The 2,339-nt window shown below is 50.5% G+C and carries 2 protein-coding genes; both read right to left on the minus strand.

The features are described 5' to 3' along the window. Window positions 1-143: 143 nt before the first annotated feature. Window positions 144-950, minus strand: a complete 807-nt coding sequence (locus PSF42_RS20455; RefSeq protein WP_125894142.1) for a DUF4123 domain-containing protein — start codon at window positions 948-950, stop codon at window positions 144-146. Then, a partial coding sequence (locus PSF42_RS20460) for a type VI secretion system Vgr family protein (protein WP_272680563.1) occupies window positions 947-2,339 on the minus strand: 1,393 nt, incomplete at its 5' end. The genes PSF42_RS20460 and PSF42_RS20455, both read right to left, overlap by 4 nt.

The following is a 2,339-nucleotide window of genomic DNA, read 5'->3' on the forward strand; positions in this document are numbered from 1 at the left end:
GCTGCCTTGCATCGTACGGCCTGTGCCTCGCTCTGCGAGCGTATACGGCACGTTGGCCAACGGCTGTCCTTTATCATCGACCAATTGCAGCTCTAACCAAAATCGATAGTTTTCACAGATAATGCACGATTCGACTTTCTGACTCATGACGGCTCCGTTGTCGTGGTTAGCCAGCCTTGTTGCTGGGCATAGTCCGTAAACTGGGTGGCGGTACGGGTATGAATATCCCCCGCGAGTGAGGGATGCAGATGTAACCAATCCACTAAACGTCGGTGAAGTTGACCTTCCGGTGTGTCGAGGGTCAAGGCGACCTCTGCGTGGTTTTCCCACAGTTCACACGCCAGGTTTTCCGCTAACAGTTGGATAAATTGGGCGGAGTTTTCCCACGCAGCCTGTAAGTGTTCCCCCATGATGAACGGACGGGCTTGCAGTTCAGGAATGGGTAAAGGGTTATGCCGGGTAGGCGATTCAAAAAAAGCGGGGTCACTGGGTGTCTCCAGCATCACCTCATGAACAGGGGTCATCAGCACAGACCAATCCACCGCACGCATTTTGGGAATAAGTACATTCGCAATACGTGTGTCCATTAAACGCAGCACCACGAGCTCTTCATTCAGCTCTACCAATTGGCGGTTTTGCCAATGACGTAACTGGTATTGCCAATCCAGCGAGCTGCGATACGCCCAGCCCCACGTATTATCACTCAAGCCTTTACGGTCAAGCAGTTGCCCCAATGGGGCATACGCACTCGATTTTAACTTCACAAGCCACGGGCTCTGACCGATTAAATGGGCCAGTGCAGTGCCATTGTAAATAGGAAATGCCTGTTCAACCCAATCGTTGGCAAACAATAAGTCTGTCGGGTTGGGTGTGGCTAACGTATTGAGCAGTAAATAGATAGGGTCGGTATTGGATGCGGTTAACCATGTTGTCCAAGGGGTGAGTCTCATTGATTTCCCCCATTAGGCTTAATCACCCAACTACCCGTCGCTTGGGCTTGCATCGCGCAATAGGGTTTAATCGGATAAGGCGGTGTCGCAAACGGGTCAACGCCATCCGGCAATTGAATGTCTACCGCTTGCCCTGAGCCTCCGGCACTGTCGCCAATCGCCACATTGCCTGACGTAAACACATTGCCCGGTGTCACTCGCACAAAACTGCCGCCCACTTTTAAGGTAATTTCCGTCGCCGCATCAATCACCACTTTCCCTTGGCTGGTGATGTGGGTCTCTTGACCACTTTCACTCACCAGTGCACCGTTAATTTGTTGGTGATAGCTACCAAGCACCTGTTCAGAGATATCACCTTCTATTTGGGCTTTGTGTGTTCCCTTAACGTGAAGATGCTCATCCCCTTGAATGTCAGTAAAACGGTGTTGGTCAATGCGTTGTTTGACATCGTGTTGGACATGGGTATGGCTGTCATGTTGAATATGTACATTCATGTCACGCTGGGCATGAATGTATACTTCCTCTTGCCCTGCTTGGTCTTCGAAACGTAATTCGTTAAAGCCTTCCCCTTTATGAGTGCACGTTTTAAAGGTGGTGCGTGTTTTTTGGGCGGGTAAATCTAACGGAGGAGCATTGCGACCGTTGTACATGCATCCCGTAATGACGGGGCGGTCAATGTCGCCATTCAGATAACTGATTAAAACCTGCTGCCCAATATGGGGGATACTCATAAACCCATAACCATTTCCGCTCCAGCCATGCATTACAGGTACCCAGCAAGAAGCACTGTGGTCAGGAATACCACGCCTATCCCAATGGAAATAGACAGTCACTTCCCCTTTGCTGTTCGTATAAATTTCTTCCCCTTTTGGGCCTACGACTGTCGCAACTTCATCCCCATCCGCTGTAGGTTTATACCGATAGGGCGGTCGCCACTCTTGGGTGCTAGGCACAAAGGACAGCTGGTTACTCAGTTGGGTGCCTTCACCGCCACTGTTATCCGCTAATGGCTGCACACCGTGATGGGAGACACTCACCACTTGCCATGTCGTATTCATTCGAGAGCTAGGATGGTTAGATAAGGTAAAGATGCGGCCCGGTGCTAATTCAATGCAGTTCGTCGTCGCTGAACCTACTTGCCGCTGGTTTTGTGATTGTTCGTAACGAATTTGGTTGAAGGGCTGCCCCTCGGCATCTTCTTGAAAGCGACCATAGCTTTCAAACACTTCATGTTGCTGATGCACTTCACCAGTGACTTGGTGACTCAGCGGGTAAGAGGGGCGGAGTTGGTTGTAGTCTTTATCTACGCGAATATCGCTGCACAACTGCTCAGCGTAACGCCATGTGGTAGCCGTACTGTCGGTGATATCCGTTTCAGATTGGGGATTG

It is taken from the genome of Providencia sp. PROV032, assembly GCF_028484875.1.
Classification (GTDB): Bacteria; Pseudomonadota; Gammaproteobacteria; order Enterobacterales; family Enterobacteriaceae; genus Providencia; species Providencia rettgeri_E.

Excerpts from the sequence above, each read along its gene's own strand:
- PSF42_RS20455 (WP_125894142.1), bottom strand. The coding sequence starts at position 950 with ATGAGACTCACCCCTTGGACAACATGGTTAACCGCATCCAATACCGAC.